Source organism: Pseudomonas sp. LY-1, from assembly GCF_053502595.1.
This window is the reverse complement of record NZ_CP094353.1, coordinates 4,475,184-4,497,120: the sequence shown is the minus strand read 5'-3', so window position 1 is coordinate 4,497,120 and position 21,937 is coordinate 4,475,184. Positions and strand designations below refer to the sequence as shown.

Here is a 21,937-nt window from a genome sequence, read left to right as displayed (position 1 = left end):
CTCGCGATGGCGGTGGGTCAGTTACAGATAAGCTGGCTGAACCACTGCTATCGGGAGCAAGCTCCCTCCCACATGGGTTTTGCGGTGTTCATACATTGTGTGTCTGGCGCGGGATCAGTGTGGGAGGGAGCTTGCTCCCGATAGCAGTGGTTCAGCCGATACACATGTGATTGACCCACCGCCATCGCGAGCAAGCCCCCCCCTCCCACAGTTGAACTGTGTCTATACCCAAATGGCATCCCACAACGGGTAGTCGCCAATCCGGCTAACCAATCCCGCCCGCAATGGATTGGCCACCACATACCGGGCCATTTTCACCAGGTCGTCTTCCTTGCGCAGTGCCCGGTCATGGAAACTTTCCTGCCAAAGCCGCCCCTTGCGTCCGCTCGCACCGTTGACGCTCCGTGTGCTTTTGGACTTCACCTGGCGCATCAGGTCAGCCAGCGAGCCTTTTTTCAGTTCGAGCAGCCAATGGAAATGGTCCGGCATGATCACCCATGCCAGGGAGTTCGCCAGCCCCTGATACTGGGCTGACCGAAACTGCCAGACCACCAAGCGACCGAGATGGAGATTCTTGAATATCGGGATGCGTTCGTGGGTGTTGGTGGTGATGAGGTAGATACGGTTGGGTTCGCTGAATCGACCGATACGCAGGCGGTGTGAAGCGGGTAAGTCGGGCATTCCCTGGCCTCTCTCTGGGTGTGTTTTGAGAGGCTAGATGGGTGAACTGCAGATTGAAGGGCAGGCTTTTGGCAGGATGTGTCTGTGCGAACGCTATCGGGGGCAAGCCCCCTCCCACATGGGCTCTGCGGTGTTCATACATTGTGTGTCTGGCGCCGGACCAGTGTGGGATGGGCTTGAATCCTCCCACATGGGATCTGCGGTGTTCACACATTGTGTGTCTGGCGCCGGACCAGTGTGGGATGGGCTTGAATCCTCCCACATGGGCTCTGCGGTGTTCATACATTGTGTGTCTGGCGCCGGACCAGTGTGGGATGGGCTTGAATCCTCCCACATGGGTTCTGCGGTGTTCATGCATTGTGTGTCTGGCGCCGGACCAGTGTGGGAGGGGGCTTGCCCCCGATGAGGCCGGAACTGACGCCGCCGCTATCACAGCAATACCGCGTACCGACACGCCAATGACAGTGATTACACAGCAGTGACCGTGTTTCTCAACAGTCGGCCGGAAGACTGAATATGCGCTGGATCAGTCGATGATGTTTGGCTGATCCAGCCTCATCAAAGGCAAACCAGCTCCCACCTTTGAGCTGGTTTGCACAAAAAAAGCGTCAGGCGCCAGGTTGCCAGCCGCCGCCCAGCGCGGTGACCAGCCCCACACTCGCCTGCAACTGCCGTGTCTGCACCGCCTGCAAGGTCCGCTGTGCCTGTAACGCCGCTGTCTGTGCGGTCACTACATCCAGATAGCTCACCGCGCCGGCCTGGTAGCTGTTCATTGCCAACGCTTGCGTATGCTGCGCCGCATCTGCCGCGGCTTGTTCATCCTGCGCCTCCTGCTGCAAATCCCTTAGCTGTGCCAGGTTGTCTTCGACCTCGCGCACGGCTTTCAGTACCTGGCTGCGGTACTGTGCCGAGGCTTGTTCGAACTCGGCCTTGGCCTGGCGTTCGTTGGCGCTCAAGCGACCGCCATCGAAGATCGGCAAGTTCATCAGCGGCCCCAGCGCCCAATACCGATTGCCCGCCGACAGTAAATTCCCCACGCCTTGGGTCTGCCCGCCAATCAACCCGGTCAGACTGAAGTCCGGGTACCACGCGGCCTTGGCCACGCCGATATTTGCGTTGGCCGCAAACACTCGGCGCTCTGCCGCCGCAATATCCGGGCGACGTTGCAGCAGGTGGCTCGGCAGTTGCGACGGAATCCCCGGCAGGGCGATCAGTTGTTGGCTCGCCGGCAGTGTGAAGTCGCTGGCCGCCACGCCGACCAGTTCACCGATGGCATGCTCGGTGAGGTTGCGTTGCCCGCGTACTTCATCCAGTTGCGCCTTGGCTTGGGCGAGCTGGTTTTGCGCGCGGGTCAGGTCCAGTTCCGAAGCAATCTGGCCCTCGTAGCGGCTGCGCGTCAGTTGCAGGGCCTGGCTGAAATCTTCCAGCGAGCTGTTGAGAATCCGACTTTGCGCATCCAGCCCATTGAGCTGCACGTACAAGGTCGCCAACTGATGCTGCAAGCTCAAGCGCGCCACTGCCAGATCGTCGCCCGACGCTTGCGCCTGCGCATCACCCGCCGCCACCTGGTTGCGGATTTTGCCCCACAGGTCCAAGTCGTAGCTCAACGAAAACCCCGCCGTGTTGCTGTTGTAAACCGACGGCTGCGTGGTGCTGCGCAGCGGACGCGAGTCGGATTGGCGCTGACGCAGCGGTTGTGCGCTGGCGGTGATTTGCGGGAACAGCCCGGCATGCAATTGGCTGGCATACGCCTGGGATGCATCGAAGTGCGCCAGCGCTGCCGCCAGGTCCGGGTTGGCCTTGAGCAATTGCTGTTGCAACTGATCCAGGCGCGGTTCGCGGTAGAGCGTCCACCACTGCGGCGCCAGTTGGTCGGACGGCTGCGCGCTGTGCCAGGGGCCATCGCTGGTCTGTTCGCGATAGTTGGCCGGCAGGTCGATCGCCGGCACGTTGTAGGTCGGCGCCAGCGAGCAACCTTGCAACGCCAGCAGCATCACCGCGGCAAGTGGTTTAAGCCTTGGGCGCATGGGCACCTCCGGAGGCGTCGGCCAGTTGCACGGGGTCGCCTTCGCGCAGGGCGTCGGGCGGGTTGTCGACCACGCGGTCGGCGGGTTTCAGGCCCTGGTCGATCACCAGGCGTTCGCCCAGGTCCAGGCCGATATGGATGGCCTGCAGGTGTATGTGGTTTTGCGCATCCAGCACCGCGACCTGGGTGCCTTGGGCACGGAAGATCAGCGCGCTGGCCGGGATACTCACGCCATGGGTGTCTGCCGGAATCGGCAGGGTCGCTTCGGCGTAATCGCCCGGCAGCAACTCGCCGTTGGGGTTGTCGGCGACAAACTGCGCGAGCAGGGTGCCGGAGCGGCGGTCGATGGCGGTGGAGTCGCCGATCAGGTGCGCCTTGAAGTGTTCGCCGGGGTGCTCGGGAACACTCAGCTCGGCTTCAAGCCCGGGGTGGATGACGGCCGCGTAGTTCTGCGGCACCGGCACGTAGAGGCGCAACTGGTGGGTGTCGGCGATGTTGAACAGCTCCGGGTCGCTGTCGGTGTCGGCCTTGATCAACTGGCCGATGTCGGTGTTGCGCGCAGTGATGGTGCCAGCGAACGGCGCGCGGATAGTCTTGTAGCTTTCCAGCGCCGACAAGCGTGCGTAATCGGCAGCGGCGGCTTCGGCGTTGGCTTTGGCCGCTGCGGCGTTGGAGGTTTTTTCATCGGCCTCCTGGCGCGACACCGAATGGCTGGCCAGCAGGTTTTGCCAACGTGTCGCGGTGGTGGCGGCCAGCCGCGCATTGGCCTGTTGCTGCACCAGGCGCGCATGGGTCTGCGCCAGTTGTTGATCGAGATCGGGGCTGTCGATTTCGGCGAGGATTTGCCCGGCTTTGACCTGGCTGCCGATGTCGACTTTCCAGTCCTTCAAGTAGCCGCTGACCCGCGCATGGATCGGCGCCTTGCTCCAGGCTTCAAGGTGAGCGGGCAGGCGCAGGGTGTCACCGGCTACGTTCTGCAACGGCTGGAACACCATCACCTGCGGCACGGCGGCGGTTTCGGTCCAGGCGGTGACGGCGCGTTCGTGCATTGTGCGGGCGTACAGGCCGTTGGCGACCAGCAGGGCGGCCAGGGTCAGGCCGCCGACACCCATGAGCATCAGACGCTTGCGCGAGGGTTTGTGATCAGACGACATGGGGCGTTTCTCCAACAGTTGCGCGAGTAGGCTGACGACCGTGGACCAGGCTGAAGACCACGGGAACAAATAACAGGGTGGCGGTGGTGGCGAGGATCAGGCCCCCGATCACGGCGCGGCCGAGCGGCGCGTTCTGCTCCTCGGACAAGGCCAGCGGCAGCATGCCGATGATCATCGCCAGGGCGGTCATGCACACCGGACGAAAGCGCGTGTAGCCGGCTTCCAGTGCGGCCTTGAGTGCATCGCCATGTTCGGCCAGGCGTTCCCGGCAGAAGCTCACCACCAGGATCGAGTTGGCGGTGGCCACGCCCATGCACAGGATGGCCCCGGTCAGAGCCGGCACCGACAACGACGTGCCGCTGAGGAACAGCATCCACACGATCCCCGCCAATGCCGCCGGCAATGCGGTGATGATCACGAACGGGTCGACCCACGACTGGAAGTTGACCACGATCAGCAGGTAGATCAGCACCACCGCGCCGAGCAGGCCGACGCTCAAACCGCTGAAGGCTTCATGCAGCGCATCGATCTGCCCGTGCAGGCTGATCGTCGCGCCTTTGGGGCGCATGGACGCGGTGTCGTCCAGCACTTTTTGCACGTCGCGGGCCACGCCACCGAGGTCGCGGCCTTGCACGTTGGCGTAGAGGTCCAGGGTCGGTTCGATGTTGTAGTGGGTCACCACCGCCGGGCTTTGCACGCGGGAGATGCTGGCCACGCCGCCGAGGATTTGCGATTGGCCATCGGCACCGGTCACCGGCAGCGCTTCCAGCGCCGGCAGGCTGTCGAGGCGGTATTGCGGGGTGGCGGCGACGATGGAATAGGACACGCCGTTGGCCGGGTTGAGCCAGAACGTCGGCGCGGTTTGCGAGCTGCCCGCGAGGGAGGCGACCATGCTGTTGGTCACATCGCGCTCGGTGATGCCCAGGCCGTTGGCGCGCAGGCGGTCGACATTCACTTGCAGCGACGGGTAGCCGGTGGACTGCTGGATGCGCAGGTCGGCGATGCCCGGTACGTGTTGCAGACGGCGTTCCAGTTCCACGGCGTAGGCGCGGTTTTCGGCATCGCTGCGCCCGGAGATTTTCACGTCCAGCGGCGCCGGCGCGCCGAAGTTGAGGATCTGGCTGCTGATGTCCGCCGGCAGGAACGCAAAGTGGCTGCCAGGGAAACTTTGCGGCAACGCCTCACGCAGTTTTTTCACGTAGTCGGCGGTGGGCGCGTGGTGTTGTTTCAGGCTGACCTGGATATCGCCGTCCTGCGGGCCGATGGTGCCGCTGCTGCTGTAGGCCATGTCGATGCCGCTCAGCGGAATGCCGATATTGTCGACGATGGTGTCGAGTTCGTCGGCCGGGATCACTTCGCGTATCCGCGCCTCGATCCGGTCGAACGCCGCAGCGCTTTCCTCGATCCGCGTACCCAGCGGCAAACGCACATGCAGCGCCAGCGCCCCGGCGTCGGTGGCCGGGAAGAAATCCTGGCCCAGGCTGGGCAGCAGCAAAAACGAGGCGAGCACACAGGCTAAAAAGCCGACGATGAAGCGCTTGCGATTGCCCAGGGCCAACGTCAGCAGGCCATGGTAGGTGTCGCGGATGTTCGAGAAGTGCCGCTCGAAACCCTGCTGGAAATTCAGCACCGACTGCAGCACGGCATTGCGTGGTTTGGTGTGCTGCTCGCCTTCGTGGTGGTTGATGAACGCATCTTCTGGGTGGTGGCCGGTGCCCGGTTCCGGCGCGTGCGGCTTGAGCAGGTACATCGCCAATGTCGGCACCAGGGTGCGCGAGAGGATGAACGAGCTGGCCATGGCGAAGATCACCGCCAGGGCCATCGGCCGGAACAGGTACCCGGCGATGCCTTGCAGCAAGAACATCGGCACGAACACGATGCAGATGCACAGCAGCGAGACGAACGCCGGGCCGACGATCTGCGCGGCGCCGTCGAGGATCGCAGCCTTCACCGCCTTGCCCTGTTCCAGGTGCCAGTTGATGTTTTCGATGGTCACCGTGGCGTCGTCCACCAGAATCCCTACGGCCAACGCCAGCCCGCCGAGGGTCATCACGTTGAGGGTTTGCCCGCTGACCGCCAGCAGCGCGATGGCCGACAGCACCGCCAGGGGGATCGAAGCGGCGATGATCAGCGTCGAGCGCCAGCTGCCGAGGAACAGCAGGATCATCGCGCTGGTCAGCAGCGCGGCGATGATGCCCTCCTGGGCCACGCTGCCCACCGATTGTTTGACGAACACCGACGCATCGCCGAGCAATGAGGTCTTCAGCGACGGCGGCAGGGTTTCGTTGATGCGCGGCAGCATCTGGCGGATGCCGTCGATGATCGACAGGGTGGAGATGCTGCCGTTTTTCAACGCTGGCATCAGCACCGCGCGATGACCGTCGACACGCACGATGTTGGTCTGCGGCGGCGAACCGTCACGCACGTGGGCCACCTGGCCGATGGTGATCAGCGCGCCGTCGACGGTCTTGATCGGCAGGTCGTTGAGTTCATCGATGGCCTTGGGGCTGTTGTTGAGCAGGATCGTGTATTCGTTGGGGCCGAGCTTGGCGGTGCCCACCGGGATGATCTGGTTCTGCAACGCCAGGGCATTGCCCACGTCCTGCGCCGACAAGCCTTTGGCGGCCAGCGCCTGCGGGTCGAGGTCGAGGGTGATCTGCCGCTGCTTGCCACCCATGGGCGTGGGCATGGCCAGGCCGGGCAGGGCGCTGAGGGGCAGGCGGATATTGTTCTGCACCAGGTCGCGGATCTTGGCTTCCGACAGTGTCGGGCTGGAGAACGCCATTTGCAGGATCGGCACCGTCGATGCGCTGTAATTGAGGATCAGCGGCGGCGTGATGCCGGGGGGCATTTGCTTGAGCACGGTTTGTGACACCGCTGTCACCTGGGCGTTGGCGGTGCGGATGTCGACGCCGGGCTGGAAGAAGATCTTGACGATGCCCATGCCCGGCAGGGATTGCGATTCGATGTGTTCGATGTCGTTGACGGTGGTGCTCAGGGAGCGTTCGTAGGTGTAGATCACCCGCCCGGCCATGGCGTCCGGCGACAGGCCGTTGTACTGCCAGACCACTGCAACGACGGGGATGCCGATATCGGGGAATACATCAGTGGGGGTTCGCAGGGCCGCCATCGGCCCGATGATGCAGATGAATATGGCCAACACGATAAACGTGTACGGCTTTTGCAGTGCGGTCTTTACCAGCCCGAGCATGCGTGAACCTCCGAGGGAGCAGGATTGCAAACCCCGGCAGTCTTGCCCGACCCACCTAACACGCACCTTTCAGCCAGGTGAAGGAAGATTTAGGTATGGGCTGAAGATCGTTTCATGTGTATTCATTTGTTCTACAAAGGGCGGCTCTCCAAGCTTGTGACCCATCGGATGCGATGCGTCTTTTAACTGAAATCCTTTGGAGTTCTGCCATGTCACTCAAACCTTTATTGCTGATTCCCGCCTTGAGCGCTGTGTTATTACTGTCGGCCTGCGCCGGCCCGATGCCCAAAGCCGACCCCAGCGAAGCCTGGATCGGATTGAAAGAAGAAGCGCCGAATGACCTGATGGCCGAGCGCGTCGACGGCAAACGCGTGGATGACGGGCGCTTTTTCGAAGTGCCGCCGGGAGCCCATCGTTTGGATGTGACGTTGTTCGAGGAAGAGCCGGGCGACGAAAACCAGCAGGACTGCCAGGGCCGCGTGGAGTACAAAGACTTCAAGGCGGGTGAGCACTACACCCTGATCGAATCCAGCCTGGGCACCACCGTGCGCGCATCGCTCTTGGATGGTCACGGTAAGGAAGTCGCGGCAACGCAGGACTTCAATTGCATGCCTGGCTAGGCGTGATGCACCGCCGTCTTGTGCGGCTTGGCGGATGCAGCCGGTTTGACGTGGGGGTGATGGTGCCGACGGGTAATGCGCAACACCCCCCACAACATGGCGGCAGCCACCGCGAGCCAACCGCAGATCAACAGGACAATCGTCGTTGCAAGGCTCATTCTGGCCTCCTTTCGCCCAGCAGGGCGCACACACAGTCTTCTCAATGGACAGTCTAGTCAGATGACGGTTGCCTGCTATTGACCAATGGTCGTGTCGATCCAACTTCTTTGCTCTATCCCGGGCGTTTTACTGCGGTTCAAGGCTATACCCGAGCTGAAGAGCGTCCTATGATCAGGGCCCTTACCGGCAGTTGATCAAGAGGGTAGAAAATTGCGGTTACGGTCCAACGTTACAACCTCCTTGCTGCTGGCCTGCACCCTGGGGCTCGCGGCCTGTTCCGGGCAGCCGTCGAAACTGCCGGGCCTGCCGGAGCGTGTCGAGCTCAATGGCGTGCCGACGTTTCGCAGCGACGCTTATCAAAGCGGTCCCACGGCGTTAGCCAGCATGCTGTCGCAACAAGGCATTGTCATGACACCGGGGTTGCTGGATAAGCCGCTGCACTTGCCGGGCGACGAAGCGAACCTGGAGCGCAACATGCAGGTGCTGGCCCGTGAATACGGGTTGATGGTGTATCCGCTCGACGCCAAGCTCACCTCGGTGCTGGCGCAGGTGAGCGCGGGTTACCCGGTGATGGCGCGGATCGGCGGCGGCCTGTTGTCCAGCACGCACTACGTGGTCGTGGTGGGTTTCAACCAGCAGAAAAGCACGGTGCTGCTGCGCTCAGGCATGGATCGGCGGTTGTTGATGAGCTTCAGTGACTTTGAGTCGAAGTGGAGCAGCGCCGGTCACTGGGCAATCCTCACCCAGCGCCCGAGCCAGTTGCCGGCCAATGTGGATACGCAGCGCTGGCGCGAAGCGGCCAATGCCACCGCGCAGGCCGGGCAAGAGCAGGCTGCGGCGCAGGCACTCAAGGTATTGGCCGAAAGAAAGTAAGACACACCGCGCCCGCCACGTTGGGGCGCGGCGTGTTTTCGCGCTACACCACAGCGCCGAACAACGCCCCGACGCTGGCCGTAATGCCCATGGCCAGTACGCCCCACAGGGTTACGCGCCAGGCGCCGACGAAGACTTTCGCCCCGCCGGCCCTGGCCGCCACGGCGCCAAGGCTGGCAAGAAACAGCAGGGACATGCCGCAGATCCACGGCACCACGCTGTGCTCTGGCGCGATGAGCGTCACCGCCAGCGGCAACGCGGCACCGACCACGAAACTCGCCGCCGAGGCCAGCGCCGCTTGCAGCGGTTTGGCGGCGAGGGCTTCGCTGATGCCCAGCTCGTCCCGGGCGTGAGCCCCCAAGGCGTCGTGCGCCATCAATTGGTCGGCGACCTGATGAGCCAATTCGGGTGATACGCCACGCTGCATGTAGATGTTGGCAAGCTCGCTATGCTCCGCTTTCGGGTTACTCGCCAGTTCCGCTCGTTCCCGTGCCAGATCGGCGTGCTCGGTATCGGCCTGGGAATGCACCGAAACGTATTCGCCGGCCGCCATCGACATCGCCCCCGCCACCAGCCCGGCCATGCCGGTGACGATCAGCGAGGCGTGGCTGGCGTTGGCGGCGGCGACACCGATCAACAGGCTGGCGGTGGAGACGATGCCGTCATTGGCGCCCAGGACCGCGGCGCGCAGCCAGCCGATACGGTCACTGCGGTGGGATTCGGTGTGCCGGTGCATGAATTTCATCGGTGTGCGGGACTCATGTTCGTGGACGGGGTTGGGGCGGACGGCTTTCAATCTGCGCCTGCAGAATACCGCCGACAATCGATATTTCTTTGAGCTGTTCACCCTCGCGCAGCACGAACAGCGCGTCCATCCCGCGTGCCTGCGCCAGGCGTGGGCCTTCGATTTCGCCCAGCACCATCAACGCCGTGGCCCAGGCATCGGCGAGCATGCACGAGGCGGCCACCACCGTGACGGCGGCGACGGTATTGCACAGCGGGGCGCCGGTGGCCGGGTTCATGGTGTGAGCATAGTGTCGGTCTTTCACGTCAATCCAGTGTCGGTAGTCGCCGGAGGTGGCGATGGCGGCGTCGCTGAGTTCCATGACCCCCATCACTTCACGCTGGCCCCGGCTTGGTTTTTCAATGGCCACGACCCACGGTTGAGCATCCGGCTTGACGCCGCGGGCACGCATTTCGCCATCGATGCCGACCAGGTAGCGGGTCAGCCCGAAGCCGTCCAGGCAGCGCGCCAGTTCGTCGACGCCAAAGCCTTTGGCGATCCCGTTGAGGTTGAGGTGCAGCGGCGCGCGTTTGCGCACTTGGTGGCGTTGCGTGTCCACCGTCAATGCCGCAGTGGCCGACAGACCGCTGCGTGACGGCAGGGCGTCGATGGTCTGTTCGGTGACCGAGGGGGCGCCGGGACCGAAGCCCCAGGCGTCCACCAGATCACCGACGGCGATGTCGAAAGCCCCGCCGGATTGCTGGCTGACCCGCAACGCGGCGGCCAACACCGTGGCCAGTTCCTGGGGCACCGGCAACCATGTTTGCTCGGGGCCGGCGTTGAGGCGGTTGAGGTCGGAATCGGCCTTCCAGGTGGACATCTGCTGGTCCACCCGGCCCACGGCCTGGGCCAGGCCGCGGTTGATCGCGTCGGTGTCGACGCCGGCCTCGGCATAGAACACGGCGGTATAGCGCGTGCCCATGGTCTCGCCGTTCAGGCTGTAGCGTTGGGGCTCAGTAGACATCTTCACGGTAGCGTCCTTGTGCTTTCAGGGCCAGCACACTCAGGTGGAGCGGGGCTAACACGTTATCCAGCGCTTGCATCACGCCTTTGGCCATCTCGCGGCTACCGCACACCAGCACTTGGGCGCCGTTTTCGATCAGGGCGCGCAACGCCAGGGCATCGCCGAGCAACCGGTCTTGCACATAGCTGCGCTCCTGAACCTGGGAGAACGCCGCGCACAATGCGGTCAGGCGGCGGTCGGCCAGGTAACGCTTGAGCTCCGGTTCATAGAGAAAATCCGAGGCCGGGTTGCGTCCTCCCCAATACAGGTGCATCGGGTGTTTGGCGGTGTTATGACGAATAAAACCGGCCAGGGGCCCGATACCGGTGCCGGCACCGATCAGAATCACCGGGTGCGCGCCCGACGCCGGACGAAATTGCGGATTGGGCTGGATGAACGCTTCGACCGACCCGCCGATCTTCAGCTCATGCAGGAACCCCGAGCATAGGCCACCTTCGTGTTTGCGCACGCAGATTTCCAGCGTGCCGTCTTCAGAGGAACTGGCCAGCGAGTAAAAGCGCGGCACCGGGTTGTCCGGCGGCAAAATGCCGACCAGATCGCCGGCCTGGAAGCTCGGTAGCGCGCCTGCGGCCTTGAAGCGCAGGACGTGGGTCGGTGCGTTCACGGCTTCGCCATAGACGATGCGCTCGGTCAATTCCAGACGACGGCTGCGCGGGCGCTGCGCCGTGTGGATCAGCGGCAGCTCGTGGCCCAGTGGCGCCGCCAACGCATCGCCCCAGCGCGCAAATTCCTGCGAGGATTGACGGTTCACGGTTTCCAGCCCCAGCAATGGCGTGCCGCCGGCCTGTACCATCGCGTCCTGCACCTGATGGGCGTACTGACAGAATCGCGGAAACTGCCGGTCGCCAAACCCGAGTACCGCAAAGGGCAGGCCGGGTTTGAGGCCCACTTGCTGCAGCCGTGCCAGGAACTGCGCGGCCGAGGCCGGCGCATCGCCGTCGCCGTGGGTGGCGGTGAGGATGAACAGGCGCTGGGCAGCGCGGTACTCGCCCTTCCAATCGTTCATCGCGGCGCTGTGAACCCGGTGCCCGGCCCGGTGCAACGCCGCGTGCAAGGTATTGGCAAAACCCCAGGTGCTGTTGGTTTCACTGCCCACCAGAATCACGCTGTCGGCAGTGTGGGCCGGGCTGTTATGGCGAATCTTCGGCGCGGCCTTGCGGCGGCGCCACCACAGCAGGATGCCGGTCACGCTCATCAACGGCACGCTGAGGGCGCAAACCCCGAGGATCAAGCCCAGCCACCAGAGGCCTTCGCCGGTGTGCAATTGATAGATCAGTTGATACAGGTTGTGCATTGAATCGTGGGCCTGATACGACAACAGCGTGCCGCTGACCGGGTCCACGTAGCCGTCACCCTGGGCGGTGCGCAGGGAAAACACGTCCTCGGGGTTCCCGGGGCTCGGGTAAACCAGTTCGCGCAGGTCGTTCAGATCGATGGCCTGCAAGGCTTGCAGGTTGGCCACCGGCTGCGCCGCGCCGACGCTGATATGCGCGGGGAAGGCCGGCTCAGCCTGACTGCCGTCGGCGATCAAACCGAAGGTCGTGGCGCACATGTACAGCCCAGTCAAGGCCGACAGCAGCAGCCCGAGCACGGCAAGGCGCCCGACTTCGGCGTGCCAGCGCTGGCTGAACGAGCCGCGCAGCGGCCGCAACAGGTTGCGCAGGCCACCCAGGCGGCGCGCCAGCAACAGCGCGCCGGACACGCAAAGCATCAACATGAAGAGTGCGCCGACGCCTGCGATCCCATGCCCGGTGGTACCCATGAACAGCGAGCGGTGCAGGTCTTTTACCCAGCGCGAAACGGCGGATGGCTCATAGGGCCCGAGGCCCTGGCCGGTCAGTGGATCGACGGTTTGCGCACCCGCCTGGCCGTCCTGGTTGTAGTAGATGACCACTGTTCCGGAGGCGCTGCGCTGGATCTGCTCCACCCCCGGAAAGTGGTTGGCGATGCGTCCCGCCAACTGGCCGACATTGAGCTGCCCGGCCGCGGTTGACGTGCCGTGCAGGCGTTCCAAAGCCGGATTGACGGACAGCACTGCGCCGCTGATGGCCAATATCATGACCAACAGGGCGGCGATCAGACCGGGCAGTGAATGGAACTGGCGAAGCATGTTCAGCCTCCAGAAGTCGCAGGTGTTACAGGTCGTAGGTAAAGGACTCGACATAAGTGCTGCCGCTGACCGGCTTGCCCGACCCGGCCGATGTCAGCGGGACACTGACGTCGGCGCGGCTGTCGCGCTTGTCTTCCACGGCGCTGTCGATACGGATCTGATACCCGGCGTCGATCAAGGTGTCGGCCAGTTCCACGCTGACGGTGAGGCTGCGGCCGCTGCCGACACTGGCGCCGCTGAGGCCGTCAAACTCGCTCGGCTTCATGGCGCTGCCACGCGCCCAGTCGCTCAGGTGCCGGTAGTACTTGGCCTTTTTGCCCGCGACCCAGAGGGTTTTCTGGTACTGGCCGTTGGCGTCGGTGACATAGATCGCCAGGTACGCGCCGTTGCCGCTGTAGTCCTTGAGTTGGGTGGTCAGGGTCACTTCGCGGGCCTGGGCCAGACCCGGCAGGGCAATGGCGCCGGCGAGGCAGGTTGCAGCAATGATCTTTTTCATGATGATGTCCTGGTTGAACGTTATGGCGAGAGCCTGGACCTGCTGGCTGACAGCAACCTGAAAGCCGTGGAAAAACCGCTGATCATTCCGATCCAGGGCGGTTGAGGTAATCCCGGGCGTCGCCGTTGGCGCCGAAATGGATTTCCAGTTTGCGCAGACGAAGCGAGGCGGGTGCGTAGCTGGCTTCGATCGCATTGCCTTTGCGGTCGGTGCCCCTGAGCTCATAGCAGCCGTCGTCGACCTTGATGCGTTGCACGCTCCAGCCGTATTGCTGTTCCACTTGCTGGTGCAGGGTTTCGCGTGGTTGCCAGTCGCTGACCGGCTCGCTGCAGTCGTCGTCGGCCAAGGCGTTTGCGCCGAGCAGGACGCCCAGCAGTGCGGTGCTGACAATAAAAGCTGATTTCATGATCTGTCTCCGGCCGGATTGGCATTTGCGGCTTACCCTAAAGGGCATTCCTGACAACCAGCTGAATCTTCAGATTCACGTCAGGTAAGCGCGGTAAGGTGCGGCACGACAACCACCACAGGAGGTGCCAGATGCGGGTTTTATTGGTCGAGGATGCACCTGGGCTGGGCGAGGCGGTGCGCGAACAGATTGCCGACGACGGCCATGCGGTCGATTGGGTGCAGCGCCTGGAGCATGCGAACAACAGCGTGCGCAGCACGCCGTATGACCTGATCCTGCTCGACCTGATGCTGCCCGACGGTCGCGGGCTGGACTTTCTGCGCCAGCAGCGTTCGGCCGGCAATGTGACCCCGGTGATCATCCTCACCGCCCAGGACCAGATATCCGATCGTATCGCCGGCCTCAACGCCGGGGCCGACGATTACCTGGTCAAACCGTTTGACCTGTTCGAGCTGTCGGCCCGGGTGGCCGCCGTGGCCCGCCGTTACAGCGGCAACCCCAACCCGCAGATCAAACTCGGCGAGTTGCAGATCGATATGAACGCGCGCACCGTGCAGCGTGCCGGCATCACCGTCGACCTGACGGCGCGCGAATGGGCGCTGTTCGAGGCGTTCGTGCAGCGCCCCACGGCGTTGTTGTCGAAGTCGCAGCTCGAAGAGCGCCTGTACGCCTTCGGTGCGGAAATCGAGAGCAACACCATCGAGGTCTATATCAGCCGCCTGCGCAAAAAACTCGGGCGCGACCTGCTGGAAACCGTGCGTGGCATGGGTTATCGGTTGATGGCCGGATGAAGTCGCCGATCAGCCTGCAAAAGCGCCTCGGCCTCGGGTTGACCCTGGGCATGACCTTGCTCTGGCTGGGGGCGACTGTCGGCGCCTGGCTGATGGTGCAACACGAATTGAACGAGGCGTTCGACAGCGCCCTGGAAGAGACCGCGCAACGCATCCTGCCCCTGGCCGTGCTGGAAATCAGCAACCGCGAAGAGCCGCGCACTGCCCAGCACGTCGCCACCCTGAAGATGCACAAGGAATACCTGACGTACCTGGTGCGCGATGCCCAGGGCCAGATTCTGATGCAGTCCCATGACGCCAACCCGAAGATCTTCAGCGAACACCCGAGCGAAGGGTTTTCCACCACCCGAAAATACCGGCTGTATGGTGCGAGTGCGCTGCGCGATACGCTGTTCATTGAGATCGCCGAGCCGCTGGGGCATCGCCGTGAGGCGGCACGGGAAGCCTTGTTGGCCCTGTTGATGCCGTTATTGGCGCTGATCCCCATCAGCCTGTTGGGCACATGGTTGTTTGTGCGCTTCAGCCTGCGCAGCGTATTGGCTTATCGCCGTGCCGTGGAAGCGCGTGGTGTGGGGGATTTGTCGCCGATCAGCGTGGCCCGGCTGCCGGCTGAAATCGACCCGTTGGCCGACGCGGTCAACCACCTGCTGGAGCGCTTGCGCAAGGCCTTGGAGGCCGAGCGCAGCTTCACCGCCAACAGCGCCCACGAGTTGCGCACACCATTGGCGGCGACGCTGGCGCAGATCCAGCGTTTGCGCCAGGAAGCGCCGGAAGGCCCGTTGCGCGTGCGTGCGGCGAAGATCGAACACGCCTTGCGCGAACTGGCGCGGCTTTCGGAAAAACTCATGCAACTGGCCAAGGCCGAGGGCGGCGGGCTGTTGTCCGAGGCGCCCCAGGACCTGATTCCCTTACTGGCCCATGGGGTCGATGAGTGGAACCGCAGCAGTGGGCAGCGCATCCGCTTGCAACTGCCGAGCGAGGGTAGCGTGTATTGCGCGATTGACCCGGACGCGTTCGGCATCCTGCTGCGCAACTTGATCGAGAATGCGTTGAAGTACGGCGCGGCGGATCAACCGGTCGACGTCAGCCTCACGGACGATGCGTTGCTGCGGGTGGTCAACGGCGGACCGGCCGTGCCGGCGCCGGTGTTGCAGCGCCTGACCGAACGCTTCGTGCGCGGCAGCAGCGAAGCCAGCGGCAGCGGGTTGGGCCTGGCGATTGCCAAGACCATCGTCCATGGGGTCAAGGCGCACATGACCCTGGCGTCGCCGGCCACAGGCCGGGACGACGGGTTTGAAGTGAACGTTCAGTTTTTGCGCTTGCCGGCCTGAACGTTCATCGCGCCCCGGCGGCGCTGCCGATCAGAAGTCGACGGTGACGCCGCTGTACAGCGCGCGCCCGTCGCCGGGTGAGTGCAGCGAGGCCTGGGCGCCGTCCGGGTCATACCAGACGTATTCGTAGTAGCGGTTGGTGAGGTTTTTCAACTGCAGGTCGACACTGACCGATTCGGTCACCTGGTAAGTCGCGCCGAGGTTCATCAAGACGTAGCCGCCGTAAGTGCCCTTGGTGTTCTCGCGTTCCAGGTAGTAATTCGTCTGGCCGTTCATCCACGCCGTCAACTGCAGGGCCCGCGTGGCCTTGTAGCTGACGCCGGCGTTGTACAGGTGATGCGGGATGTGGTCGATTTCCTGGCCTTTGCTGTTGGGCAAAGTCGCGCTGGGCTGGAGGATTTTCGAGTACTGCCAGGAGTAGGCCATCCAGATTTCGGTGCGTTCGTCCGGGTGCAGATTGACTTGCGCGTCGTAACCCCAGCGCCGGGTTTCGCCGACGTTGTCCGACTCGCCGCTCGGGTCGTTGAGCCGGCGACTGACTTCGCCGCTGGCTTCTTGCTGCCAATAGGCGATGCGGCCGTCGATCCAGTCCGCCGGGGTGAACTTGACCCCGGTTTCCCAGCCGTCGTTGATCGACGGCGCCAGGTTGGTATCCCGCGGTGGAATCTTATAGGCCGCCGCGCCGGTGCCGACCTGGAAGGTCCGCCCCCAGTTGGCATAGATGCTGGCCACGTCCCACGGTGAATACACCACGCTGAGCTTGGGTTGTTTGATCAGCCCATAGTCGTTGATGTCGTAGTCCATGCCGGTCATTTCGTTGGTGAAGTCGCCCTGGATCTTATCGACGCGATACGCCGGGACGATTTTCAGCGACTCGAACGGCTTGATCTCGGCCTGGACATAGGCGCCGTAGGTGTCGAAGTCGAATCGCTGGTCGCGGGTTTGGGCCAGGCGCAGGCGGTCCTTGGTGCGGTAGCGCTCGCTCTTGTTCTGCTGCTGCTGCATGTCCGCGCCGCCTTCCAGGGCGAAGTCGTACAGCCAGCTGACTTGCGGGCGCCAGGTCAGGGAGGTGAGGGCGCCGTACTGGGTTTCGTAGGCGTCGCGCTCCTGCTGGGCGCTGGTGCGCCAGTATTGCGTCCAGCGCCGGTCGTCGAAGGTGTTGACGTAGGTTTTTGCCGACCAGGCCAGCGTCTCGGCCAGGTCGGTGTCGAAGTGCAGGCTGACCTGGTTCATCCGCCGCGTGCCTTTGTCGGTGGCGTTGTAGCTGTTGGTCATGGTCGGGTGCTGGTGGGCGTCCTCTTCACTCAAGTAGCCGGGTTCCTGCGCCTCGGTTTCGTAGTGACGGGCGATCAGGCCGATGCGGTAGCTGTTGTCGTCCGGGGTGTAGAACCATTTGCCGGACATGGAAAACCTGTCCGCCTCGGCGTGATCGCGGTAACCGTCGGATTTCTGGTAGGCGAAGAAGTAGTTCTGCGTCCAGTTGCTGCCTTCGATGCCTTTGGCCAGCTGGGTTTCCTGGGTGTTGTAACTGCCATAGCGCACCCGCGCCTTGGTGTAGTCGCCGCCAGTGCGGGTCAGCATATTCACGTTGCCGGCGATGTTGTTCAGGCCGTAGCGCGCATCGCTGGTGCCGCGCACCACTTCGATGCTGTCCAGCTCCATGGGGAAAATCATGTCCATGAACGGCATGTTGCCGTCGTTGCTGTTGCTCGGGATGCCGTCGATCAGCAACTTCACTGCGTTGACTTCGCCTTCGCCGTTGAAGCCGCGAAAGGAAATCTTGCCCGAGGTGGTGCCTTGGTTGAACTCGGTGAGGATCACCCCTGGCGCGCGACTGAACAGTTCCCAGCTGTAGTTGACCGGCATTTTTTCGAGGATGTCGGCGCCGAGAATGTCCACCGAGCTGAGCACGCTGCTGGTGCTCAGCGGGCCGCTGCTGGCGCTGGCGCCCTGGACCGTGACGGTGCCGAGGGTGAGGGTGGAGTCTTCGGTTTTACCGGTTTCGGCCAGTGCCGAGGACAGCGGGTTGAGGGCGAACAGGCCGATGGACAGCAAGGGCCATAGCGGGCGGGACACAGAGACACGCTTTGCGCGAGGCAAAGTCATTCGAGCAGGCATAACGCACCATTCCTGATGATCAAGACACTTCGAGGACGCCCAGGCGGGCGGCTGACAAGCAGATCGCGCCGCCTATGGGGCGGCGCGGGTGTCGATCAAACGGTAGGGGAGGCGCGCGGGCTCAGGCTCGGCCAGCGGATTCTGGGGTGCAGCGTCGGCAACTCGGGGTTGTCGAGGGTGGTGTCGGGGGCGTATCGCGGTAGGAAATGCCTGTAGTAGTCGGACGGCAGCGCCGCCAGTCCGGCATGACCGCAGCAGCAATCGCTGTGTTTCATGGCGGATTTCGACGGCGCCGACTGGAGCGGGTCGATCAGCGTGCTCAAGTTGGGAGGCAGCGCTTGCGAGGCGCCCCCCGAGCAGAATCCGCCCCACATCAACAGTCCCATGTCCGGCGTCTGCATGGCGCGGCTGAGCGGCATGGCCAGCATGTTCAGCACGATGGCCAGGCAGGCTAGCCAGGGACTGATGCGTTTGAGACGAGCCATGAACGAAGTCGACTGAAAGGGGTGAACATTTAGCGGCAGTTCAGGCGCAAAGTAAAAGCCTGTCTGTGCGCTATTTTGCCGCAGCTCGTGGGCGTGATCCGCAACCCCGGGTAGCGATGCAACGGTCTGTTTTTGCGTGGCTTATGCCGAAAAAAATGCCCCGAGCATGTCGGGGCATTGGTCAGGCGGGCTGTTTTGGGGTTGCGCCGTTCAGCGACGAACCTCTGTCGCGTTCGGGCGGTTTTTCAGGTTCTTGTCGGCCTTGTAGCGCAACGCAACGTCCGGCACCGAACCGCTCTTGCCGGTCTCGACCCAGTTGCGGATACGGCTGGCGTCGGCGAAGTGGGTGAACTTGCCGAAGGCGTCGAGGATCACCAGCGACACCGGGCGGTTACCCATGCTGGTCACCAGCACCAGGCAGTGGCCAGCCTGGTTGGTGAAGCCGGTCTTGGTCAGCTTGATGTCCCAGTTGGCGCGGTTGATCAGGTGGTCGGTGTTGGAGAAACCCAAGGTGTAGTTGGGCTTGCGGAACGCCACGGTCTTTTCCTTGGTGGTGCTCAATTGGCTCAGCATCGGGAATTTGCGCGCGTAGGCCAGCAGCTTGCTCAGGTCCCTGGCGGTCGACACGTTATGGATGGACAGGCCGGTAGGCTCGACGTAATGGGTGCTGGTCATGCCCAGCGCCTTGGCCTTGGCGTTCATCGCCGCAATGAAGGCTGCGTAGCCGCCCGGGTAGTGGTGAGCCAGGCTCGCGGCGGCGCGGTTTTCCGAGGACATCAGGGCGATCAGCAACATCTCTTTGCGCGGCATCTGGCTGCCGATTTTCACCCGGGAGAACACGCCTTTCATTTCCGGCGTGTCGGTGATGTTGATGTCGATGTATTCGTCCATGTTCTGCTTGGCTTCCAGCACGATCAGGCCGGTCATGAGCTTGCTCACGGAAGCGATCGGCACCACCACGTCCGGGTTGCTGGAATAGATGACTTTGTTGGTTTGCAGATCGACCAGCATGGCGCTGCCGGAAGCGATTTGCAGTTTTGAGGTGTCACGCGGGGCCAGGGTGGTTTCGGCGGCGTGCGCAAAGGTGCCGGTGAAAGCAAATAAAAGGCTGACGAGAGAGAGACGAATTTTCACGCGGATGAACTCGCTAAAAAAAGTAAGAAATACCGTTCTGCAACGGGCTTTATGAAAAATGACGTTACATTTTAGGAGTATGGATCAGAAAACGATAGAGAGCCTTTAAATAAAGGCTGTAAGACGATGATTGGTTAGGCTTGTAGCCCATCGCGGGCAAAAAAAGGCCCGCTATGAGGGCGGGTCTAATGGGGATTTTCAAAGGAGTAGAGGTAAGTTGCGCCCGATCCTGTCGATGGCGGGTGAAAAGGATGTCGAAGAAACGCGAAACCGGGTGCTGCGCCTGGGTGAACGAGCCGGATGTTCGGGGGCGTGTTCTATTGGGCAAGCCCGTCAGCGTCGGCAGTTCAAGGCGGCTACCTGCATTTTGCCAGCGTCCCCCACATTGACGATGCTCAGGCTGTCAGCGCCAACCTCGGCGGCTTTATTGAATGCCGTGTTCAGAGCGTCGCCGTTGGATGAGCCCTGCACCGTGAAGGCTTTGACGACGTGGCAAGCGTGGGCGGATGAGGCCGTGACGAGGTTGACCTGTTTGCCCGCTTCAGTCAGTTGGGTGGTGCAAGCGGGGATCAATACCGCGATGAGGATCAGCAGAGGGGCGGCATGTAGGTTGCGCATGGCTAAAGCACTCCTGGGGTTCCTGCGGCATCTGGCGGGTGCCGAAGATGTCAGCCGCGGATGCACGATAGCAGAGCGTGAGGTTCATCAGAAACCAAAAGCCCTGCGACAAGGCAGGGCTCTTTTCAGCGCGGCAGTTGATCAGCCGTGCAGGGTTTCCGCTGCATACAGTGTGTTTTCCAGCAGGCAGGCACGGGTCATCGGGCCAACGCCACCCGGTACCGGGGTGATCCAGCCGGCACGGGGCAGGGCGGTTTCGTACACCACGTCGCCGACCAGCTTGCCGTCTGCCTGACGGTTGATGCCGACGTCGATGACGATCGCGCCTTCCTTGATCCACTCACCTTTGACCAGGCCCGGCTTGCCGGCAGCCACTACCACCAGGTCGGCGCGGCCGACGTGACCGGCGAGGTTCTTGGTGAAGCGGTGGGTCACGGTCACGGTGCAGCCGGCGAGCAGCAGTTCCATGGCCATCGGGCGCCCGACGATATTGGAGGCGCCGACGATCACGGCGTCGAGGCCGTAAAGGTTGACGCCGGTGCTTTCGAGCAGGGTCATGATGCCTTTCGGCGTGCATGGGCGCAGCAGCGGGATGCGCTGGGCCAGGCGGCCGACGTTATACGGGTGGAAACCGTCGACGTCTTTGTCCGGGCGGATGCGTTCGAGCAACTGGGAGGCGTCCAGGTGCGCGGGCAATGGCAGTTGCACCAGGATGCCGTCGATGTTCGGGTCATCGTTGAGGCCGTCGATCAGGTCGGTAAGGGCCTGCTGGGTGGTCTCGGAAGGCAGGTCGTAGGCCTTGGAAATAAAGCCGACCTCTTCACAGTCTTTACGCTTGTGCGAGACATAAACCTGAGACGCAGGATCGCTGCCGACCAGGATCACCGCGAGGCCAGGCGTGCGCAAGCCTTGCTGGCTACGCTCGGTGACGCGTTTGGCGATCTGCTGGCGCAGGCTGGCGGCGATTGATTTGCCGTCGATAAGTTGTGCAGTCATTACGCGTGATTAACCATCGAGAGGGGGAAGAAAAGTGCGCGCATTCTCGCATGCCAAGACGTGGGGGCAAAGGCGCTTGGTCTGCAAATTGGCCTAACCCCTTAAATAAAATGAATTTTTTTCAAAAAAGATTTGACGGCTTTCCGGCGCGTCTATACTATTCGTCGCACTTGTCGGGCACAGCCTAGCACTGGTTAAGAAGGTCTAGCAGGATTGTTGTTCTGCAAGGCTGGAAGCACTTAGTTTGTAATCCTCCAAGAGTACAGATTAATCAGGCGCCCGTAGCTCAGCTGGATAGAGCATCCGCCTTCTAAGCGGATGGTCGCAGGTTCGAGTCCTGCCGGGTGCGCCATTAGGCAGCTTTGGCACAAGTAGCGTTAGATGGTGGGCGTAGCTCAGTTGGTAGAGCACGGGATTGTGACTCCCGTTGTCGAGGGTTCGATCCCCTTCGTCCACCCCATATTTTGAAAAGGCGCCAGATTAATCATCTGGCGCCTTTGCTTTAAGAGCTTCAAGCGCGGATGTGGTGGAATTGGTAGACACACTGGATTTAGGTTCCAGCGCCGCGAGGCGTAAGAGTTCGAGTCTCTTCATCCGCACCAATTAAAGCTTTGCCCGGCCGGAAGGCGGGGTCAGGCTCGACAAAGAAGTGGTTTGGTTTCTTTGTTAACGCAATATGGTGGGCGTAGCTCAGTTGGTAGAGCACGGGATTGTGACTCCCGTTGTCGAGGGTTCGATCCCCTTCGTCCACCCCATATTCGAAAGGCGCCAGATTTAACAGTCTGGCGCCTTTTTTGTTTTAGTGGTTCGAGTATTCCGCGGCTGCAGGTTCTGGGTCGCAAGGCAGGGCGTTTCGTCGTATTTATGTGTCTCGATGATGCCGCGCTGCCTGCCGGTCCTGTTCGCAGGGGCGGCCGTCA

The 21,937-nt window shown here is 62.6% G+C and carries 19 protein-coding genes and 4 tRNA genes; 8 read left to right on the top strand and 15 right to left on the bottom strand.

What is annotated here, in order from left to right; genetic code table 11:
- Nucleotides 1–222 precede the first annotated feature (222 nt).
- From MOQ67_RS20465 to MOQ67_RS20450, 4 genes are all read right to left on the bottom strand, one after another.
- The gene (locus MOQ67_RS20465; RefSeq protein WP_198718513.1) at nt 223–681 is read right to left on the bottom strand and encodes an REP-associated tyrosine transposase; all 459 of its coding nucleotides are present in this window, start codon (nt 679–681) and stop codon (nt 223–225) included.
- Nucleotides 682–1,289: 608 nt separating this feature from the next.
- A complete protein-coding gene (locus MOQ67_RS20460; protein WP_057004475.1) occupies nt 1,290–2,708 on the bottom strand; it encodes an efflux transporter outer membrane subunit in 1,419 nt (472 codons plus the stop codon).
- Nucleotides 2,692–3,861 carry an efflux RND transporter periplasmic adaptor subunit gene (locus MOQ67_RS20455; RefSeq protein ID WP_017848229.1) on the bottom strand — a complete coding sequence of 390 codons (1,170 nt, stop codon included), beginning with the start codon at nt 3,859–3,861 and terminating at the stop codon, nt 2,692–2,694. The genes MOQ67_RS20460 and MOQ67_RS20455 overlap by 17 nt, the downstream gene beginning before the upstream one ends.
- The gene (locus tag MOQ67_RS20450) at nt 3,851–7,072 is read right to left on the bottom strand and encodes an efflux RND transporter permease subunit (protein ID WP_017848228.1); all 3,222 of its coding nucleotides are present in this window, start codon (nt 7,070–7,072) and stop codon (nt 3,851–3,853) included. Before MOQ67_RS20450 ends, MOQ67_RS20455 begins: the two co-directional genes overlap by 11 nt.
- A gap of 209 nt (nt 7,073–7,281) precedes the next feature.
- On the opposite strand from MOQ67_RS20450, the gene MOQ67_RS20445 reads away from it, so the two are divergent.
- Nucleotides 7,282–7,692, top strand: a complete 411-nt coding sequence (locus MOQ67_RS20445; protein WP_017848227.1) for a PA0061/PA0062 family lipoprotein — start codon at nt 7,282–7,284, stop codon at nt 7,690–7,692.
- On the opposite strand, the gene MOQ67_RS20440 is transcribed toward MOQ67_RS20445, so the two are convergent.
- A complete protein-coding gene (locus tag MOQ67_RS20440; protein WP_167331319.1) occupies nt 7,689–7,850 on the bottom strand; it encodes a hypothetical protein in 162 nt (53 codons plus the stop codon). The genes MOQ67_RS20445 and MOQ67_RS20440 overlap by 4 nt on opposite strands.
- Before the next feature lie 211 nt (nt 7,851–8,061).
- Between MOQ67_RS20440 and MOQ67_RS20435 the strand changes: the two genes are divergently transcribed.
- Entirely contained in the window at nt 8,062–8,724 is a 663-nt protein-coding gene (locus MOQ67_RS20435) for a C39 family peptidase (protein WP_046382837.1), read from the top strand.
- A 43-nt stretch (nt 8,725–8,767) separates the two neighbouring features.
- On the opposite strand, the gene MOQ67_RS20430 is transcribed toward MOQ67_RS20435, so the two are convergent.
- The 5 genes from MOQ67_RS20430 to MOQ67_RS20410 form a co-directional block, all read right to left on the bottom strand.
- Nucleotides 8,768–9,469, bottom strand: coding sequence for a VIT1/CCC1 transporter family protein (locus MOQ67_RS20430; protein ID WP_046485620.1), 702 nt, complete (start codon nt 9,467–9,469; stop codon nt 8,768–8,770).
- 13 nt (nt 9,470–9,482) lie between these two features.
- Nucleotides 9,483–10,472: an FAD:protein FMN transferase gene (locus MOQ67_RS20425; protein ID WP_017848223.1), complete on the bottom strand. Its 990-nt coding sequence runs from the start codon at nt 10,470–10,472 to the stop codon at nt 9,483–9,485.
- Nucleotides 10,462–12,642: a PepSY domain-containing protein gene (locus MOQ67_RS20420; RefSeq protein ID WP_198718192.1), complete on the bottom strand. Its 2,181-nt coding sequence runs from the start codon at nt 12,640–12,642 to the stop codon at nt 10,462–10,464. Before MOQ67_RS20420 ends, MOQ67_RS20425 begins: the two co-directional genes overlap by 11 nt.
- A 25-nt stretch (nt 12,643–12,667) precedes the next feature.
- The gene (locus MOQ67_RS20415; protein WP_017848221.1) at nt 12,668–13,138 is read right to left on the bottom strand and encodes a DUF2271 domain-containing protein; all 471 of its coding nucleotides are present in this window, start codon (nt 13,136–13,138) and stop codon (nt 12,668–12,670) included.
- Nucleotides 13,139–13,220: 82 nt separating this feature from the next.
- A complete protein-coding gene (locus MOQ67_RS20410) occupies nt 13,221–13,544 on the bottom strand; it encodes a PepSY domain-containing protein (protein WP_448675543.1) in 324 nt (107 codons plus the stop codon).
- A 131-nt stretch (nt 13,545–13,675) separates the two neighbouring features.
- Here MOQ67_RS20410 and MOQ67_RS20405 point away from each other — a divergent pair, with 131 nt between their 5' ends.
- Both MOQ67_RS20405 and MOQ67_RS20400 read left to right on the top strand, forming a co-directional pair.
- Entirely contained in the window at nt 13,676–14,335 is a 660-nt protein-coding gene (locus MOQ67_RS20405) for a response regulator transcription factor (protein ID WP_017848219.1), read from the top strand.
- Nucleotides 14,332–15,666 carry a sensor histidine kinase gene (locus tag MOQ67_RS20400; RefSeq protein ID WP_102617272.1) on the top strand — a complete coding sequence of 445 codons (1,335 nt, stop codon included), beginning with the start codon at nt 14,332–14,334 and terminating at the stop codon, nt 15,664–15,666. Before MOQ67_RS20405 ends, MOQ67_RS20400 begins: the two co-directional genes overlap by 4 nt.
- Before the next feature lie 30 nt (nt 15,667–15,696).
- Here MOQ67_RS20400 and MOQ67_RS20395 read toward each other — a convergent pair whose 3' ends face one another.
- From MOQ67_RS20395 to folD, 5 genes are all read right to left on the bottom strand, one after another.
- A complete protein-coding gene (locus MOQ67_RS20395) occupies nt 15,697–17,784 on the bottom strand; it encodes a TonB-dependent receptor (protein WP_090235000.1) in 2,088 nt (695 codons plus the stop codon).
- A gap of 95 nt (nt 17,785–17,879) precedes the next feature.
- Nucleotides 17,880–18,269 carry a DUF2946 domain-containing protein gene (locus tag MOQ67_RS20390; protein WP_082107735.1) on the bottom strand — a complete coding sequence of 130 codons (390 nt, stop codon included), beginning with the start codon at nt 18,267–18,269 and terminating at the stop codon, nt 17,880–17,882.
- Nucleotides 18,270–18,479: 210 nt separating this feature from the next.
- On the bottom strand, nt 18,480–19,403 hold the full coding sequence (gene pbpG, locus MOQ67_RS20385) for a D-alanyl-D-alanine endopeptidase (protein WP_017848215.1): 924 nt from the start codon (nt 19,401–19,403) through the stop codon (nt 18,480–18,482).
- A 333-nt stretch (nt 19,404–19,736) separates the two neighbouring features.
- The gene (locus MOQ67_RS20380) at nt 19,737–20,021 is read right to left on the bottom strand and encodes a hypothetical protein (protein WP_017848150.1); all 285 of its coding nucleotides are present in this window, start codon (nt 20,019–20,021) and stop codon (nt 19,737–19,739) included.
- A 141-nt stretch (nt 20,022–20,162) separates the two neighbouring features.
- On the bottom strand, nt 20,163–21,017 hold the full coding sequence (folD, locus tag MOQ67_RS20375; protein WP_198718193.1) for a bifunctional methylenetetrahydrofolate dehydrogenase/methenyltetrahydrofolate cyclohydrolase FolD: 855 nt from the start codon (nt 21,015–21,017) through the stop codon (nt 20,163–20,165).
- A 275-nt stretch (nt 21,018–21,292) separates the two neighbouring features.
- Between folD and MOQ67_RS20370 the strand changes: the two genes are divergently transcribed.
- From MOQ67_RS20370 to MOQ67_RS20355, 4 genes are all read left to right on the top strand, one after another.
- Nucleotides 21,293–21,369 (top strand) — tRNA-Arg (locus tag MOQ67_RS20370).
- Nucleotides 21,370–21,401: 32 nt separating this feature from the next.
- Nucleotides 21,402–21,477, top strand: a tRNA-His gene (locus MOQ67_RS20365).
- Between the two features lie 57 nt (nt 21,478–21,534).
- A tRNA-Leu gene (locus MOQ67_RS20360) sits at nt 21,535–21,619 on the top strand.
- Between the two features lie 77 nt (nt 21,620–21,696).
- Nucleotides 21,697–21,772 (top strand) — tRNA-His (locus MOQ67_RS20355).
- Nucleotides 21,773–21,937 lie beyond the last annotated feature (165 nt).

Excerpts from the sequence above, each read along its gene's own strand:
- MOQ67_RS20465 (WP_198718513.1), bottom strand. The coding sequence starts at position 681 with ATGCCCGACTTACCCGCTTCACACCGCCTGCGTATCGGTCGATTCAGC.
- MOQ67_RS20460 (WP_057004475.1), bottom strand. The coding sequence starts at position 2,708 with ATGCGCCCAAGGCTTAAACCACTTGCCGCGGTGATGCTGCTGGCGTTG.
- MOQ67_RS20455 (WP_017848229.1), bottom strand. The coding sequence starts at position 3,861 with ATGTCGTCTGATCACAAACCCTCGCGCAAGCGTCTGATGCTCATGGGT.
- MOQ67_RS20450 (WP_017848228.1), bottom strand. The coding sequence starts at position 7,072 with ATGCTCGGGCTGGTAAAGACCGCACTGCAAAAGCCGTACACGTTTATC.
- MOQ67_RS20445 (WP_017848227.1), top strand. The coding sequence starts at position 7,282 with ATGTCACTCAAACCTTTATTGCTGATTCCCGCCTTGAGCGCTGTGTTA.
- MOQ67_RS20440 (WP_167331319.1), bottom strand. The coding sequence starts at position 7,850 with ATGAGCCTTGCAACGACGATTGTCCTGTTGATCTGCGGTTGGCTCGCG.
- MOQ67_RS20430 (WP_046485620.1), bottom strand. The coding sequence starts at position 9,469 with ATGAAATTCATGCACCGGCACACCGAATCCCACCGCAGTGACCGTATC.
- MOQ67_RS20425 (WP_017848223.1), bottom strand. The coding sequence starts at position 10,472 with ATGTCTACTGAGCCCCAACGCTACAGCCTGAACGGCGAGACCATGGGC.
- MOQ67_RS20420 (WP_198718192.1), bottom strand. The coding sequence starts at position 12,642 with ATGCTTCGCCAGTTCCATTCACTGCCCGGTCTGATCGCCGCCCTGTTG.
- MOQ67_RS20415 (WP_017848221.1), bottom strand. The coding sequence starts at position 13,138 with ATGAAAAAGATCATTGCTGCAACCTGCCTCGCCGGCGCCATTGCCCTG.
- MOQ67_RS20410 (WP_448675543.1), bottom strand. The coding sequence starts at position 13,544 with ATGAAATCAGCTTTTATTGTCAGCACCGCACTGCTGGGCGTCCTGCTC.
- MOQ67_RS20405 (WP_017848219.1), top strand. The coding sequence starts at position 13,676 with ATGCGGGTTTTATTGGTCGAGGATGCACCTGGGCTGGGCGAGGCGGTG.
- MOQ67_RS20400 (WP_102617272.1), top strand. The coding sequence starts at position 14,332 with ATGAAGTCGCCGATCAGCCTGCAAAAGCGCCTCGGCCTCGGGTTGACC.
- MOQ67_RS20395 (WP_090235000.1), bottom strand. The coding sequence starts at position 17,784 with ATGCCTGCTCGAATGACTTTGCCTCGCGCAAAGCGTGTCTCTGTGTCC.
- MOQ67_RS20390 (WP_082107735.1), bottom strand. The coding sequence starts at position 18,269 with ATGGCTCGTCTCAAACGCATCAGTCCCTGGCTAGCCTGCCTGGCCATC.
- MOQ67_RS20380 (WP_017848150.1), bottom strand. The coding sequence starts at position 20,021 with ATGCGCAACCTACATGCCGCCCCTCTGCTGATCCTCATCGCGGTATTG.
- folD (WP_198718193.1), bottom strand. The coding sequence starts at position 21,017 with ATGACTGCACAACTTATCGACGGCAAATCAATCGCCGCCAGCCTGCGC.